A 13,917-nucleotide genomic window follows, 5' to 3' on the forward strand; every position below is an offset into this window, starting at 1 on the left:
CCGGCGGGAGAAGAAACAAGCGGCACGGGCTCGCCCTATGCGGCAAGAATGGCATTTTCCTGAATCAACCTCTCAGCAACACCCGCCAGCAGGTTGAAGAGACTCACCTTTTCCGACCCGCTCAGCTCGCCTTCGGCCGCCAGACGATATCCGCCACGTTGAGTTTCTTCGGCACGATCTTCAGATCGTAGAACTCATCCGCAAGTGCCTGCTGATAGGCGATGGCTTGATCCGGAACCAGCGAAACCCGCCCGAGATCGGCGCCCGGCCGCGTCAGCGAAACCTTGGTGACATCCTCGGGAACGCCGGTAATCGACGCCAGCGACTTTGCCGTTGCATCGATATTGGCCTGCGCTTTCGCACCCACATTCGCCAGTTCCTTGAGGATCAACGGCACGAGATCGGGATTGGCCTCCACGAAATCGCCATTGGCAAGGAAATAGCTCCACGGATCGACGATTCCTTCGGCGGTCGAAAGAACCCGTGTCGTCGGCTCTTTTTCCGCCACGGCAAAATAAGGATCCCAGATCGACCAGGCATCGATGCTGCCGCTGCGGAAGGCGGCGGCCGCATCCGGCGGGGCAAGATCGACCGGCGTAATGTCGTTCAACGTCAACCCTGCCTTTCGCAACGCCTTGACGGTGACATTATGCGCGCTGGAGCCGCGCTTGAAGGCGACCTTTCTGCCTTTCAGGTCTTCCAGCGTCTTCAGCGGCGAATCCTTCTGCACAAGGATGGCCGATCCGCCGGCCGCCGCTTTGTAAGTGCCCACATAACGCAGATTACCGCCCGCGGCCTGCGCGAAAAGCGGCGGCACATCGCCGGTCGGGCCGATATCCAGCGCGCCGGCACCCAGCGCTTCGAGAAGCGGCGGCCCGGAGGAGAATTCCGACCATTTGACCTCGATGCCGCGATCCCTCAGCAACGCTTCGAGCGCGCCCTGGCTTTTCGCGAGCGCTATCACGCCATTCTTCTGCCAGCCAATCCGCAATGTGGTGGTCGCGGCACTCGCCCGCCGGATATGCGGCAGAAACACCGCCCCGGTCGCACCTGCAATCAGTCCCAATGTTCCGCGTCGTGTAAGCATATGGATATCCCTCGCTATTCCATCCTTCGACGGTAAAAGCGTAGATATTCGAGCGATTTTATCAAAATCGCGGTTTGCGCGAAGACAGCTCCGGGAGAATTGAATGTGCGAATTTGCCACGATGGGCGGAATAGAATTGTCGTGCCCCGGCGGGGGCTACCAGGATGGACCTTCCGGCTGCATCAGCCTTGACGGGCAAGATCGACGGGAAAAACGACCCGCAAATGAAAATGCCCTCCCCGGCAACCGGAAAGGGCATTGGTCGAAAAACTGACCGGCGGACGATCACTCCTCGCCGGATTTCGGATTGTCCAGCAGCATGTAGTCGAGCGGCAGCTCGGTCGTATATTTGATCTGCTCCATCGCGAAGGCGGAGGACACGTCGCGAATTTCGATCTTGGCGATCATGCGCTTGTAGAAGGCGTCATAGGCCGCGATATCGGGCACAACGACGCGCAGCAGGTAATCGACATCGCCGCTCATGCGATAAAATTCGACGACTTCCGGAAACTCGGAAACCACCTCGGAGAAACGCTTCAGCCATTCGATGGAATGGGAGGCGGTGCGGATGGAGACGAAAACCGTGACCTTCGTGTTTACCTTGACCGGATCGAGCAGCGCCACGCGCCGGCGAATAACGCCGTCTTCCTCCATCTTCTGGATACGCCGCCAACAGGGCGTCGTGGAAAGGCCGACCTTTTTCGCCAGATCGGCAACGGCCAGCGTGGAATCCTCTTGCAGAATGCGCAAAATCTTACGGTCTAGGCGATCCAATGCGTCTATCCTCCTGAATTAATTTCCTTTCAATACACTAATTTTTGCAGAAAAACAGAAAATTGTTTCACTAAAGCCGCATTTCCACATGTTGTCGCAGAACCGGCAGCAGTTCCTCGGTGAACCATGGGTTCTTTTTCAGCCAGCCGGTATTGCGCCAGCTTGGATGCGGCAGGGGAAAAATGCCGGGGCCGGAATTGGCATGGAGAAAGCCGCGCCAGTCCTGCACCGTTTCCGTCATGGTCTTGCGCCGCCTTTCACCCAGATGAAAAGCCTGTGCATATTGGCCGATGGCGAGGATCAGCTCCACCTGCGGCATCGCCATTATTACCCGCTTACGCCATTGCGGCGCGCATTCGCGCCGGGGCGGCAGGTCGCTGCCTTTTTCGTCATAACCGGGGAAACAGAAGCCCATGGGCACGATGGCGAAACGATCCGGATCATAGAATGTCTGCCGGTCGACGTTCAGCCATTGGCGCAGCCTGTCGCCCGAGGCATCATTGAACGGCAGCCCCGTTTCATGCACGCGAAGCCCCGGCGCCTGCCCGGCAATCAGGATGCGCGCCTTGGTCGACATGACGACCACCGGCCGGGGTTCGTGCGCCAGGCGATCGGCCATTCCCCTGAGCGGCTTGTCGCGACAGAGACGACAACGGGCGATTTCGCCGCGCAATACGTCAAGCCCGTCATCACGCACCGGCACTGGTTCAACCATGATCCCACCCCAGAAGATGACGGACAATGGTGAGGAAACCCGCCGCCGGCGTTTCCAGATCCGCGGCACGGTGTTCCCGCCGCCACTGCGACGGTTTCTCGAATTCTCCCGCCCAGATGCCGCGTGCCTGCCTGCGCGCCGCCGCCTGCTCGCTGGAGAACTGGAAATAACCGGATGCGACAGCAAAACCCGCCGACACCATTTCCGATGAGACATCCCTGCCGCCGGCGGAACAATAAACCAGCAGCCGCCCGTAACGGTCCCTGGAACTGCCGGAACAGGAAAAATCCACAGCCCCGGCCAGCCGTTGCAGAACACGGCGCGCTTCCTCGCCGCACGGCCAGCTTTCGCTGCCGCGCAGGCATTTCTGCGCAAGCTCCGGCGCATCGATGCCAAGCAGCCGGAAACGTTCCTCCCCCTTCGACAGCGTATCGCCATCGATCACGAAGAAGCGGCCGCTATAGGTTTCGCTGTTGATCTGGTCGAGCTTGGCCGCGATCAGAATGCCCAGAAAAACCGTGGCGAGAAAAAGCCCGCCATCGCGAAATCCCGAAAACCGCCTGCCCTTGCCTCCATTTCGTCTCATGTAACAACAAACCCTTGTCAGAAATGGCAAACAAATCCTTTCACGGCAGCATCTTCTTAAGATTTTGCGCGTAGTCTGCAAGGGTTCATGTCACCCTGCGTTGTAACAATGAGTAAAAGCGTCAGCACGTCCACCGACAAGATCATCGTCGACCGGTCGAAAAAGCACCGCAACAAGGCGGTCTTCGACACGGTGAAGACGACGCGTGAACGCCTGCAGCAGGGGGCCGGCGCAAGCGACGCCTATGAACGCGAAATGCTGACCATGCACATCGCCGAAACCCTGCAGGGCGCGATGATCATGCCGCTTTTCATCCTACTCGCCTCCATCATCGGCCTATATATAACGCGCGACATCAGCCTGATCATCTGGTCGTTGATTGCGCTGAGCTTCCACGCCTTTTCCCTGCTCTTGGCCAAGCGGGCGGCAAAACAGGAGATCACGGCCGACAATCTTCAGCACTGGAAAAGTCTCTTCCTAGGCATGCAGATCCTCATCGGCTGCGCCTGGGCGATGTTTGCGCTGGCCGAACCGGTGCGCAACGACCCGACGCTCGTGCTTTTCTTCAAGGGCTCGACGCTGCTGATCGCGCTTTCGCTCACTGCCATGGCCAATTTCATGCTGCGGCGGGCGACCTTCATGACCTTTTTGCCGGTGCTCGCGGCTCTCTGCATGACCTCGGCCATTTCGCGCAATCCTTTCGATGTCGGCCTCGCGCTGATGTTCGGCATGGCCATCCTTTTCTGTCATCGCATCACCAGCCGCCTTTACCAGACCAGCATCAAGCTCCTCTCCTCCCAGACGGAAAAGGACGACCTGATCGCCGAACTCGAAGTCGCCAATTCGGTTTCGGACGAGGCGCGGCGGCGCGCGGAAGAAGCCAATCTGGCGAAATCGCGTTTTCTCGCCTCCATGTCGCACGAGCTCAGAACGCCGCTCAACGCCATTCTCGGTTTCTCCGAGGTTATGTCCTCGGAAGTGCTCGGCCCGCTCAATAATCCGCTCTACAAGGAATATTCCGGCGATATCCATCGCTCCGGCCAGCATCTGCTTGATCTCATCAACGAAATCCTCGACCTGTCGCGCATCGAAGCCGGCCGCTATGACCTCAACGAAGAAGCGATCTCGATGCTGGAAATCGCCGAGGATTGCATCGGCATGATCCAGCTTCGCGCCCGCGCCAAGAACATCAAAATTTCCCAGCAGTTCGAAAACAGCCTGCCGCAGGTCTGGGCCGATGAGAAATCCATCCGCCAGGTCATCCTCAACCTGCTGTCCAACGCCGTGAAATTCACGCCGCAGGGCGGTGAAATCCTCGTGAAAGCCGGCTGGACGGCGGGCGGCGGCCAATATGTCTCGATCAGGGATAACGGTCCCGGCATTCCCGAAGATGAAATTCCCGTGGTGCTGTCCGCCTTCGGTCAGGGATCGATCGCGATCAAGAGCGCCGAACAGGGAACCGGCCTTGGCCTGCCCATCGTTCAGGCCATTCTCGCCAAGCATGACGGCCAGTTTATCCTGAAATCGAAACTGCGCGAGGGCACCGAAGGCATCGCCATCCTGCCGGCCAAACGCGTGCTGCAAAGCCTGCCGGCCGTGGAAGAAACCCACGCCATCCAGCCGCGCCGGCGATCCTTCGCTTAGGGCATTTCCAGGAAAAGTGGCCCCCGGTTTTCCGTCCGGAAATGCCTTGAGGCTAACAACTTCAGAAGAACAGCGTCGTTACCAGAGAATACAGCACGAAAAATCCGTTCGCCATCAACAGGCAGAAGACGGCGAAGGAGCCGAGGTCCTTGGCGTGCCGCCCGACCGAGGAGATTTCCGGTGAAATGCGGTCCACCAGTTCTTCGATGGCGGTATTGAGCGCTTCCACCGAAAACAGAAGCAGCATCAGCACCGTAAAGACGAGAAGATGGGCAAACGGCGCACCGACGACCAGAAGCAGGGCAAGCCCGACGCCGAAGGCGAGAACCTCATGCCGGAACGCCGCTTCCTGCCACAGCCGGCCAAGCCCCTGCACGGAATAGCGCGCGGCGGCAAAAAGATGCCGCCAGCCTTTTTCCTTGCGAAAGGCGGGTTCCGGTTGCTTCTTTTGCGGCGTCACGTCCATCTTCAGCCTCAATGGTCGGTGCGGGAGCTGATGCGGGTGTCCACACCCGCCGCTTCGAATGTCGCCATGCCGGAATGGCAGGCGGCGGCGGCCTTGACGATGCCGGCGGCAAGCGCTGCCCCCGTACCTTCGCCGAGACGCATGCCAAGCGCCAGAAGCGGCGTCTTGCCGAGCTTTTCGATGGCGGCCAGATGCCCGGGCTCACCCGAGACATGGCCGATCAGGCAATGGTCGAGCGCCGCAGGATTGGCAGCCTTGAGGAGAGCGGCAGCGGCCGTCGCCACATAACCGTCGATCAGCACGGGAATGCGTTGCACACGGGCGGCAAGGATGGCGCCGGCAATCGCTGCGATCTCGCGTCCGCCGAGACGGCGCATGATCTCCAGCGGATCGGACAGATGATCCTTGTGGAACTCCACCGCTGCCTTCACCGCCGCGATCTTGCGGGCCATGACTTCGCCTTCCGAACCGGTGCCCGGACCGGTCCATTCTTCCGCCGTGCCGCCATAAAGCGCGAGATTGATCGCCGCCGCAATGGTGGTGTTGCCGATGCCCATTTCGCCGACGCAGAGAAGATCGGTGCCGCCGGCAATCGCCTCCATGCCGAAGGCCATGGTGGCGGCGCAGTCGCGCTCAGAAAGCGCCGGCTCGCAGGTAATGTCGCCGGTCGGGTAATCGAGCGCCAGATCGAAGATCTTCAGGCCAAGATCGTTTGCAACGCAGATCTGGTTGATCGCCGCACCGCCTGCCGCGAAATTTTCCACCATCTGCTGGGTCACGGATGTCGGATAGGGCGTAACGCCGTGCCGGGTAACGCCATGATTGCCGGCGAAGATCGCCACCAGCGGGCGGGTGACGGCCGGAGAACGGCCCGACCATGCGGCTAGCCACATGGCGATTTCTTCGAGACGTCCGAGCGAACCGGCAGGCTTGGTCAGCTGCGCATTGCGCTCCTTGGCCGCCACAAGCGCGTGCGTATCCGGGCCGGGAAGCTCGCGCAGCAGCGCGCGGAAATCGTCGAAGGGCAATCCGCTCATGCTCATGATATCTGTCTTTCTCGTCGTCGGGTTGGCTGTCGCATCGGCTCATGCGTCCGGAACTTGTGTTTTCCGGCAAATCGGTCTTTGTTGCGCCTCTCATAATCGCGGATGCGCCGCGGAACAACCGGAAATGCAGCGACTGCAACGGAGAGAGCATGAAGGCCGGGGATTTTATAACAGATGTCATGCATTCCCTCGCCTTTCTGAGCCGCCTGCCCGTTCCCTCGCAGTTTTTCGATGATGCCGACGGCGTGTCGATGCGCCGCACCGCCCGCGCCTTTCCCGCCGCTGGCCTGCTGATCGCCCTGCCCGCCGCTTTCCTTGTTGTGGTTTTCGCAGCCTTCGACTCCTCTCCGCAACTTACCGGCTGGCTCGTTATCGGCCTGACGGCGCTCATCACAGGTGCATTGCATGAGGACGGGCTGGCAGACACGGCCGACGGTTTCGGCAGCGGCAAGGATAAGGCCCGCATGCTTGAGATCATGAAGGACAGCCGCATCGGCAGCTATGGCACGATTGCCATGATCATGTCCTTTGCGCTTCGCGCTACCGCACTTGCCTCGCTCATTGAGACGCTGCCGGCAAAGACCGCCGCCGCCGCCCTGATCGTCGCACTTGTCCTGAGCCGCGCCCTGATGGTGTGGCACTGGCAGTCCCTGCCTGCCGCCAAAACCTCCGGCATCGCCGCCGGCGCCGGTCAGCCGGGCTCCAGCGAGCGCAACATCGCGCTGGTGATCGGGCTACTGCTTTTCACACTCTTCACGCTGCACGCCCTGCCGCTCCTGTCGATTGCCCTCGTGCTGGCGGCAGCCTTTCTGGCAGCCGTCCTTTTCGGCAGGCTCTGCGACAGCAAGATCGGTGGCCATACCGGCGACACCATCGGTGCCTGCCAGCAGATCACGGAGATCGTGATTCTCATCGCCCTTGCCCTTGCGGCGTGACGGCCTGATATAAATCATCATGGAAACACCCTGCATCCATATCTGCCGCCTCGATGAAACCAGCAGCCTCTGCATCGGCTGCGGGCGGACGCTGGATGAAATCGGCGGCTGGGCAGGGTATAGCGACGAGAAGCGCCGCGAAATCATGCGGTTGCTGCTGCAACGACTGGCAAACCTGTCCGAGACCGCGAAGGAGACGCATACCGCATGAACAGGCTGACCATCGTTCTCCTCCTGCTGGCCGTCGGCCTTGGCCTGCTTCTCATCAATCACGACGGCGGCCGAACGCTCGGCATCGATAACGATCAATTCGCCCACGTGCTTTATCTTCTGCCCATTGCCGGCCTATTATCCGCCGGCATTCTGGCGGGAAGACGCGGCAGTTTCGGCACCGTCATCCGCCAGCTCGCCGTCTGGCTCGTCATTATTCTCGGCCTCGTCTCGCTCTATCTCTATCGCTACGACCTGCAATCCTTCGGCGACCGGTTGCTCGGCGGCCTGATGCCCGGCCGCGCCGTGGTGGTGACGACGGCTGGCGGCGAACAGGAAATCGTCCTTCATAAATCGATGAGCGGCCATTTCGAGGCAAATGTCGGCGTCGAAGGCAAGACGATCCACATGCTCGTCGATACCGGTGCAAGTTCCGTGGTGCTCGCCAATGCGGATGCGGCAGAAATCGGCATCGACACCGCAAATCTCCGCTATACCGTGCCGGTGATGACCGCGAATGGTCGCACGGCGGCAGCCCCCGTTACCCTTTCGGAAATCAGTATTGGCCCGATCATGCGACGCAACATCCCCGCCCTCGTCGCGCAGGATGGCCAATTGGGCCAAAGCCTGCTCGGCATGAGCTTCCTGTCGACGCTCGGTTCGCTGCAGATGCAGACCGATGAATTGCGATTGCGGGATCGGCAAGCTGCTCTCGGAGAAGGCACCTTATCTTGCGATCAAACACCCCCATCACAATATATATGAAGTAACGAGGAAAGGGTTGATCAACGCTGACCCGCTGAAGCAGTGGCTTATCTCGAAAAATACCGCCACCTCGGCAAATCATTGACAGGCCGCATTGACCATGAGACAAGATTACATATTCAACGCAGGAGTTCTCAACATGATCGGTCCAGATCCTATCCTACTTTGATCTAAACGCCCTTCCACTGTAGAGAAGCGAAGCGTCGAACTATGGTTTCGGCGCTTTTTGGTTTTTTGAGATGCCCGGCGAACGGATTTTTCGCTTTAGTTTGTATCCCCTGTATTTTCCTTCCATTGTCTGCAAAAGCTTCTCGCCGGTTTTCTTTGCCTCTTCCGCGTGCTCGTAGAGGCTACGAATGGCACTCTCCCGACCCTCGAGTGAAATATTGGTGAAACTCTTACGGTATATTCCATCTATCTTGGCGCGGATTTTATCCAGAACACCATAGAAATAGACGACATCGCCAATATACTCTCTTCCAGTGGCCGATATGGAATCGATATTCTTCAGATAAAAATGGGTGTGACGCGCATCTGTAATATGCGGGACGAAATCTTTGTTTTCCTTGATGCGTTCCCTGAAAGTCACATAGGAAATAGGTGCGGCAAGGAAGATCGCCATATCGGCTGTATTAAAGTCGATTTCCGCATACAGGGACCGAATGAATTTCTCTTTTTCTCGCGATTTTTTCCAGAATCCTACGCCCACCGCTACAAATTGTCCAAGTATCCACAGCGTGAACGCTGTAGAAGCCGCGACCAACGCGGCAAGCAATTGCGGGCTTTCAGATATTTGCTGCGTCGCTGACATGCAACAATTCCCTTAAATATAAGAAAATACATATTGCGATAATGACAATATAAAAATCACAAGACGCCAATATTAACAACATAAATACGATACTTCAGATGGCGAACTGGCCAGGATTGCGCCGCCAATATCAAATCGGTCTCGATAGAAAAACGCAGTAGGAACTCGACCTGAAACGGGCGGAACTAAAATGCTCGTAGAAACGCCTTTCCGAGAGATTTCTTTCTGCCCGGCACCCGCCCAACGAACCATTGCCCCTTGATTCCTTCCCATTTGATAATTTATGTTGGTTCCGTTCTCAGGGCGGGGTGCAATTCCCCACCGGCGGTATCGGGATTTTTCCCGGAGCCCGCGAGCGCTTCCGGTCTCCAAAGCCGGAAGGTCAGCAGATCCGGTGAGAGGCCGGAGCCGACGGTATAGTCCGGATGGAAGAGGACAAGGCATAGGACGCCCGCGCGTGAGCGGGCTTCGCATTGCATTGTTCGCCCAAGGGATATTTGGCGCTTCTCGAAGCGCGAAAATGCCGCAAAACGGCATAACCCTTGAAAGGCTTGAAAGAAAATGACCATTGCCAAAATTGAAGACGCGATCGAAGCCATTTCCCGTGGTGAGATGGTGATTGTGGTTGACGACGAAGACCGCGAAAATGAAGGCGATATCATCGCCGCCTCCGACAGCATCACCCAACAGCAGATCGCCTTCATGATGAACCATGCGCGCGGGCTGATCTGCGTCGCCATGCCGGGCGAGCGTCTCGATGCGCTCGATATTCCGCTGATGGTGTCGCGCAACACCGAATCCCTCAAGACGGCCTTCACCGTCTCGGTGGACTATATTCCGGGCACCACCACCGGCATTTCCGCCGCCGACCGCGCAAAGACCGTGCGTGCGCTGGTATCGGAAGAATCGCGCCCGGAAGATTTCGCCCGCCCCGGCCACATCTTCCCGCTGCGCGCCAACCCGCAGGGCGTTCTCGGCCGCACCGGGCACACCGAAGCAGCTGTGGACCTCTGCCGCCTCGCCGGCAAATATCCCTGCGGCACCATCTGCGAAGTCGCCAATGACGACGGCACCATGGCCCGCCTGCCCCAGCTCGAAGTCTTCGCCGAACGCCACGGCCTGCTGGTCGTGACGATCAAGGACCTTGTTGCTTACCTCAAGGGCGAGGTTGTCGAGGAAGTGGCGCAGAAGCAGGTCGCTTGAGCTGCTGCTCGCGGTGTGAATACAAAAACGCCCGGCGCAAGCCGGGCGTGATGCCTGTGAAACCGTCTGGTCCTCTTCCGTCATGCCGGACTTGATCCGGCATCCAGCCACGGCGCGTCTGCGCCGTGAGAAGAGTCTTTTGCGATCAAAGACTTGATCGCACTGGACCCCGGATCAAGTCCGGGGTGACGGAGGAAAAAGCCGCGTCAACCTGACCCATGGGTCTGGCGCCCCATCATCCACCTCAGCACTACCGCGTCGAAAACCCTACCAGCAGCAGAAACCGCCATCCACCAGCAGATCCACGCCCGTCACGAAGCTCGCCGCATCGGAGAGCAGGAAGATCGCCGGACCGACCATCTCATCGACGCCCGCCATGCGCTGCATCGGCGTCTGCTCTTCGAACAGCTTCGTCTGGTACACCATTTCCGGCCGCGTGTTCATCGGCGTCGCCGTGTAACCCGGCGAGATGGTGTTGACGCGGATGCCGCGCCCCACCCACTCCATCGCCATGGATTTCGACATGTGGATGACGCCTGCCTTCGAGGCATTGTAGTGGCACTGCATCAGCCCGCGATTGACGATGACGCCGGACATGGAGGCGATGTTGACGATTGCACCACGGCCGTTCTTCAGCATGGCATTGGCTTCCGCCTGGCAGGACAGGAAAACGCCCTTCAGGTTGATGTCCATCATCGTCTGGAACTGGCTTTCCTCCATCTCCTCGGCAGCATTGGCATTGGCGATGCCGGCCGCATTGACGGCAAGCGACAGCGCGCCAAGTTCGGCCTCAGTGCGGGCAACCGCATCGGTCAGCGCCTCTTTGCTGGTCACATCAGCGGCAATCTGGATCGACTTTCGCCCGGCCTTGGCGATGAAATCCGCCGTCTGCGCCAGGCCGTCATCGGTGCGGCGGTCAAGCAGCGCGACATTGGCGCCGGATTGGGCGAGCCCCATGGCGATCCGCTGGCCGATGCCGGAACCGGCGCCGGTGACGAGCGCCACCTGGCCGGAAAGATCGAAGAGTTTCGGCGCGTTGAGCGTGATGGTAGACATCGGTATTTCCTTCTTCAGATGGTTGCCAGTTCCATGACCGAGACGTCGTTTGCTTCGTCACGGTTGAGGATGCCGGCCTGTTTTCCCTGCGCAAGCACGAGGATGCGGTTCGAAACGCCCAGCACCTCCTCGAGATCGGAGCTGACGACGATGACGGCCACGCCGTCCTTAGCCAGACCGACGATGATATCGTAAATGCCCGCCCGCGCGCCGACATCGATGCCGCGCGTCGGCTCGTCCAGCACCACCACGCGCGGATTGCGGGCAAGCCATTTGGCAATGACCACCTTCTGCTGGTTGCCGCCGGAAAGATCGGACGCCGGCTGTTCGCTACGGCCCTTCACGCCAAACTTGGCGATGGCCTCCTTGGTAAAGGCGCGCTTGATACGCGGCGTGATCCAGCCGGTGCCGACGCGGTCGAGATTGGCATAGATCAGGTTTTCGCCGATCTCGTGCTCCACCACCAGCCCCTGCAATTTGCGGTCTTCCGGCACCATGACGATGCCCTTGGCAATCGCATCCGCCGGGCTTTTCAGTGTCAGCACCTTGCCATCCAGCAGCACCTCACCCGCACTCGTCGGATCGGCACCGGAAATGGCCCGCACCAGCTCGGTGCGTCCCGCGCCAATAAGACCGGCGATACCAAGGATTTCGCCGGCGCGAACGCCGAAGCTGATGTCGCGGAAGGCATTGGTCGCGCCGGTCAGCCCCTTGACCTCCAGCACCACCTTGTCCTGCGGCTCCGGCAGTGTAGGAAACAGGCGTTCCAGCGAGCGGCCGACCATGCTTTCGACAATGGTGCGCACCGGCGTCGCGCTATCGGCAAATTCATGCACCCGCTCGCCATCGCGCAACACGACGATGCGGTCGGTGATCTGTTTGATCTCTTCCATACGGTGGGAAATATAGATGATGCCCACGCCCTCGGCGCGCAGCTTGCGCACCTGCTCGAACAGCGCCTGCGTTTCCGCGCCGCCAAGTGCCGCCGTTGGCTCGTCGAGGATCAGGAGTTTGGCGTCCAGCGCCAGCGCCTTGGCGATTTCGATCAACTGCTGGTTGGCGGTCGAAAGGCCGGCCACCTTGCGGGTTGCGGGAATGTGAAGGTTGAGGCGCGCCAATTGCTGCTGGGCTCTGCGCACCATCTCGGCACGGTCGACGACGCCGTTCTTCATCGGCCAGCGGCCAATGAACACGTTTTCGGCGATGGAAAGCTCCGGCAGAAGCTTCAATTCCTGATGGATGAGGACGATGCCCTTGTCGATCGCCTCTCGCGGCGAAGACGGTGCATAGGGCTGGCCGAGCCATGTCATCGTGCCTTCGGACGGCTCACGCGAACCGGCGATGATGCCTGACAGCGTGGACTTGCCCGCGCCGTTTTCACCCAGCAGGGCCACCACTTCGCCGGGATAAACGTCGAGATCGACGTTCTTCAGGACCTCGAGCGGACCGTAACGTTTGCTGATGCCACGGAGCGAAAGAACCGGCTCGCGCATGACGGGACCTCCCAGGACACGATCGCGGCGGAGATACACCGCAACCTTGTGTCCAAATTGCATAAAGACAAACCAATGAATGCCCCGCGCATCCCATCGGAGGCGCGGGGCGGATGCATCAGGGATGGTTGGCGATGAAGCCTTCGACATTTTCCTTGGTGGTCAGCGTCGCATCGGAAAGCTGCACAGCCGGAACCTTTTCGCCGCCGACGATCTTGACGGCCATCTCGACAGCGGTGCGGCCCATCTTCTGGGTCTGCTGTGTTGCGGTCACGTCGAAGACGCCGTTCTTCAGCGCCTCAAGCGCCGCCGTATCACCATCAAAGCCGCCAACGACGATCTTCTGCGAAGGGTTGGCGACCTTGATCGCCTGCGCCGCGCCGAGCGCCAGACCGTCGGCCTGTGCAAAGACGATGGAAACATCCGGATTGGCCTGCAGCATGTTCTGCATGATCTGGAAGCCTTCATCCTGGCTCCACATGTTGGACCACTGTTCGGCAACGATCTTCACACCGGAATTGGCCTTCACCGATTCCATGCAGCCCTTGGTGCGGTCCACTTCCGGCGTCGTGCCCTTCTGGCCGTGGATGATGACCATCTTGCCCGAACCGCCGGCCTGCTTGATGATGTAATCGCATACCGCCTTGGCGGAAGCGACGGAATCGGTGGCAAGGAAGGTATCGCCCGGCGCGCCATCGGCATTGCGGTCGATGTTGATGACCGGAACGCCGGCGGCCTTGGCAAGCTTTACCGGAACGGTCGCGGCAGCGGCACCGGCCGGAATATAGATCAGCGCATCGATGTTCTGGGTCAGCAGATCCTGAATCTGGTTCACCTGCGTCGGGCCGTCGCCCTTGGCATCGACGGTGACGACTGCAATGCCGCGCGTCTTGGCTTCGGCCTCAACGGCCTGCTTGATCTGGTTGAAGAAGTTCGCCTGCAGATTGGCGACGGCTAGGCCGATCTTCTTGACTTCGGCGGCATTGGCAGAGCCGAGCGACAGGGCGAGAAGGGCGGCGGATGTCAGCAGAATGCGTGAAAATTTCATGATTATTCCTCCATTTGTTGATTGTTGGCCTTCGGGCAGATCGAACCTCCTCCCCTCCGGCCGTTTATTTCACGCCTC

The 13,917-nt window shown here is 59.6% G+C and carries 14 protein-coding genes, 1 pseudogene and 1 riboswitch; of the genes and pseudogenes, 5 read left to right on the forward strand and 10 right to left on the reverse strand.

What is annotated here, in order from left to right:
• Positions 1-121: 121 nt before the first annotated feature.
• The 4 genes from AGR7B_RS09075 to AGR7B_RS09090 all read right to left on the reverse strand — a co-directional run bounded on the left by AGR7B_RS09075 (position 122) and on the right by AGR7B_RS09090 (position 3,162).
• A complete protein-coding gene (locus AGR7B_RS09075; RefSeq protein WP_080856506.1) occupies positions 122-1,087 on the reverse strand; it encodes an aliphatic sulfonate ABC transporter substrate-binding protein in 966 nt (321 codons plus the stop codon).
• Positions 1,088-1,372: 285 nt separating this feature from the next.
• Complete coding sequence (locus tag AGR7B_RS09080; protein ID WP_003507846.1) at positions 1,373-1,861, reverse strand: Lrp/AsnC family transcriptional regulator; 489 nt, start codon at positions 1,859-1,861, stop codon at positions 1,373-1,375.
• 70 nt (positions 1,862-1,931) lie between these two features.
• Complete coding sequence (locus tag AGR7B_RS09085) at positions 1,932-2,576, reverse strand: uracil-DNA glycosylase family protein (RefSeq protein WP_162934092.1); 645 nt, start codon at positions 2,574-2,576, stop codon at positions 1,932-1,934.
• The gene (locus AGR7B_RS09090; RefSeq protein WP_080856507.1) at positions 2,569-3,162 is read right to left on the reverse strand and encodes a thermonuclease family protein; all 594 of its coding nucleotides are present in this window, start codon (positions 3,160-3,162) and stop codon (positions 2,569-2,571) included. Before AGR7B_RS09090 ends, AGR7B_RS09085 begins: the two co-directional genes overlap by 8 nt.
• Before the next feature lie 108 nt (positions 3,163-3,270).
• Here AGR7B_RS09090 and pdhS2 point away from each other — a divergent pair, with 108 nt between their 5' ends.
• The gene (gene pdhS2 / locus AGR7B_RS09095; RefSeq protein ID WP_035262217.1) at positions 3,271-4,806 is read left to right on the forward strand and encodes a two-component system sensor histidine kinase PdhS2; all 1,536 of its coding nucleotides are present in this window, start codon (positions 3,271-3,273) and stop codon (positions 4,804-4,806) included.
• A gap of 61 nt (positions 4,807-4,867) precedes the next feature.
• Here the strand turns inward: pdhS2 and AGR7B_RS09100 are convergent, their stop codons facing one another.
• Positions 4,868-5,272 carry a diacylglycerol kinase gene (locus AGR7B_RS09100; protein WP_020012886.1) on the reverse strand — a complete coding sequence of 135 codons (405 nt, stop codon included), beginning with the start codon at positions 5,270-5,272 and terminating at the stop codon, positions 4,868-4,870.
• An 8-nt stretch (positions 5,273-5,280) separates the two neighbouring features.
• Positions 5,281-6,315, reverse strand: coding sequence for a nicotinate-nucleotide--dimethylbenzimidazole phosphoribosyltransferase (gene cobT / locus AGR7B_RS09105; protein ID WP_003522166.1), 1,035 nt, complete (start codon positions 6,313-6,315; stop codon positions 5,281-5,283).
• Between the two features lie 152 nt (positions 6,316-6,467).
• Here cobT and AGR7B_RS09110 point away from each other — a divergent pair, with 152 nt between their 5' ends.
• From AGR7B_RS09110 to AGR7B_RS09120, 3 genes and pseudogenes are all read left to right on the forward strand, one after another.
• Entirely contained in the window at positions 6,468-7,253 is a 786-nt protein-coding gene (locus tag AGR7B_RS09110; RefSeq protein WP_080857044.1) for an adenosylcobinamide-GDP ribazoletransferase, read from the forward strand.
• A gap of 19 nt (positions 7,254-7,272) precedes the next feature.
• A complete protein-coding gene (locus tag AGR7B_RS09115) occupies positions 7,273-7,464 on the forward strand; it encodes a DUF1289 domain-containing protein (RefSeq protein ID WP_080856508.1) in 192 nt (63 codons plus the stop codon).
• Positions 7,461-8,165: pseudogene (locus AGR7B_RS09120) on the forward strand (TIGR02281 family clan AA aspartic protease); the annotation flags it as partial. The gene AGR7B_RS09115 and the pseudogene AGR7B_RS09120, both read left to right, overlap by 4 nt.
• 271 nt (positions 8,166-8,436) lie before the next feature.
• Here AGR7B_RS09120 and AGR7B_RS09125 read toward each other — a convergent pair.
• Positions 8,437-9,039 carry a hypothetical protein gene (locus AGR7B_RS09125; RefSeq protein WP_125146930.1) on the reverse strand — a complete coding sequence of 201 codons (603 nt, stop codon included), beginning with the start codon at positions 9,037-9,039 and terminating at the stop codon, positions 8,437-8,439.
• Between the two features lie 290 nt (positions 9,040-9,329).
• Positions 9,330-9,480: riboswitch (FMN riboswitch) on the forward strand.
• 120 nt (positions 9,481-9,600) lie between these two features.
• Here AGR7B_RS09125 and ribB point away from each other — a divergent pair.
• On the forward strand, positions 9,601-10,242 hold the full coding sequence (gene ribB / locus AGR7B_RS09130) for a 3,4-dihydroxy-2-butanone-4-phosphate synthase (protein WP_080856509.1): 642 nt from the start codon (positions 9,601-9,603) through the stop codon (positions 10,240-10,242).
• Positions 10,243-10,509: 267 nt separating this feature from the next.
• Here the strand turns inward: ribB and AGR7B_RS09135 are convergent, their stop codons facing one another.
• From AGR7B_RS09135 to AGR7B_RS09145, 3 genes are all read right to left on the reverse strand, one after another.
• The gene (locus AGR7B_RS09135) at positions 10,510-11,298 is read right to left on the reverse strand and encodes an SDR family oxidoreductase (protein WP_080856510.1); all 789 of its coding nucleotides are present in this window, start codon (positions 11,296-11,298) and stop codon (positions 10,510-10,512) included.
• A 14-nt stretch (positions 11,299-11,312) separates the two neighbouring features.
• Positions 11,313-12,791 carry a sugar ABC transporter ATP-binding protein gene (locus AGR7B_RS09140; protein ID WP_078052754.1) on the reverse strand — a complete coding sequence of 493 codons (1,479 nt, stop codon included), beginning with the start codon at positions 12,789-12,791 and terminating at the stop codon, positions 11,313-11,315.
• A gap of 118 nt (positions 12,792-12,909) precedes the next feature.
• Positions 12,910-13,839, reverse strand: coding sequence for a sugar ABC transporter substrate-binding protein (locus AGR7B_RS09145; RefSeq protein WP_035262239.1), 930 nt, complete (start codon positions 13,837-13,839; stop codon positions 12,910-12,912).
• Positions 13,840-13,917: the final 78 nt, after the last annotated feature.

It is taken from the genome of Agrobacterium deltaense RV3 (assembly GCF_900013505.1).
Taxonomy (GTDB): domain Bacteria; phylum Pseudomonadota; class Alphaproteobacteria; order Rhizobiales; family Rhizobiaceae; genus Agrobacterium; species Agrobacterium leguminum.

Bases quoted from the DNA above. Each gene is read 5' to 3' on its own strand.
- AGR7B_RS09075 (WP_080856506.1), bottom strand. From the start codon at position 1,087: ATGCTTACACGACGCGGAACATTGGGACTGATTGCAGGTGCGACCGGG.
- AGR7B_RS09085 (WP_162934092.1), bottom strand. From the start codon at position 2,576: ATGGTTGAACCAGTGCCGGTGCGTGATGACGGGCTTGACGTATTGCGC.
- AGR7B_RS09090 (WP_080856507.1), bottom strand. From the start codon at position 3,162: ATGAGACGAAATGGAGGCAAGGGCAGGCGGTTTTCGGGATTTCGCGAT.
- pdhS2 (WP_035262217.1), top strand. From the start codon at position 3,271: ATGAGTAAAAGCGTCAGCACGTCCACCGACAAGATCATCGTCGACCGG.
- AGR7B_RS09100 (WP_020012886.1), bottom strand. From the start codon at position 5,272: ATGGACGTGACGCCGCAAAAGAAGCAACCGGAACCCGCCTTTCGCAAG.
- cobT (WP_003522166.1), bottom strand. From the start codon at position 6,315: ATGAGCATGAGCGGATTGCCCTTCGACGATTTCCGCGCGCTGCTGCGC.
- AGR7B_RS09110 (WP_080857044.1), top strand. From the start codon at position 6,468: ATGAAGGCCGGGGATTTTATAACAGATGTCATGCATTCCCTCGCCTTT.
- AGR7B_RS09115 (WP_080856508.1), top strand. From the start codon at position 7,273: ATGGAAACACCCTGCATCCATATCTGCCGCCTCGATGAAACCAGCAGC.
- AGR7B_RS09125 (WP_125146930.1), bottom strand. From the start codon at position 9,039: ATGTCAGCGACGCAGCAAATATCTGAAAGCCCGCAATTGCTTGCCGCG.
- ribB (WP_080856509.1), top strand. From the start codon at position 9,601: ATGACCATTGCCAAAATTGAAGACGCGATCGAAGCCATTTCCCGTGGT.
- AGR7B_RS09135 (WP_080856510.1), bottom strand. From the start codon at position 11,298: ATGTCTACCATCACGCTCAACGCGCCGAAACTCTTCGATCTTTCCGGC.
- AGR7B_RS09140 (WP_078052754.1), bottom strand. From the start codon at position 12,791: ATGCGCGAGCCGGTTCTTTCGCTCCGTGGCATCAGCAAACGTTACGGT.
- AGR7B_RS09145 (WP_035262239.1), bottom strand. From the start codon at position 13,839: ATGAAATTTTCACGCATTCTGCTGACATCCGCCGCCCTTCTCGCCCTG.